The sequence below is a fragment of the Wenzhouxiangella limi genome, assembly GCF_010499265.1.
Classification (GTDB): domain Bacteria; phylum Pseudomonadota; class Gammaproteobacteria; order Xanthomonadales; family Wenzhouxiangellaceae; genus Wenzhouxiangella; species Wenzhouxiangella limi.
The window spans coordinates 1-425 of record NZ_JAAGSC010000009.1 but is presented as its reverse complement, the minus strand read 5'-3'; the positions used below and the strand labels follow the sequence as shown (position 1 = coordinate 425).

Below are 425 nucleotides of genomic sequence, written 5' to 3'. Positions count from 1 at the left end.
AAGCGCTATTTCCCGGCGCAGTACGAGGGCTGGATGCGGACCTCGGAAATGCAGGAAACGACCTACGGCGGCGGCGGCAAGGCCGCGGCTGAAGATATGGACATCGAGAAGATCAATTATCTGGTCATGTATCCCTTCCTGCAGGTCAACTACGACGGTTTTCCGTTTTCCAAGGGCTACTACCGCTCGCGCGGCCACTATTACGCGCTGACCGACGTGGTCGATACCGAGCGCCTGCCGGACTGGGAAAAGCGCCCGGCCACCTGCATTGGCTGCAAGACCACCGACGTCAGCAAGCTCGACGCGGTCCACGGTGATGACTGGTACTCGATGCCCTTTTCCAAGGTCGTCGGTTCCAACACCATTGGCTGTCTGGACTGCCACGCCGCTGAAGATGCCACCGTGCGCCACGCGCGTGACTGGCT

1 protein-coding gene is annotated in these 425 nt (G+C 60.7%); it reads left to right on the top strand.

The annotated features are described in order from the left end of the window. A partial coding sequence (locus G3I74_RS00080) for an ammonia-forming cytochrome c nitrite reductase subunit c552 (RefSeq protein ID WP_164208702.1) occupies window positions 1-425 on the top strand: 425 nt, incomplete at both ends.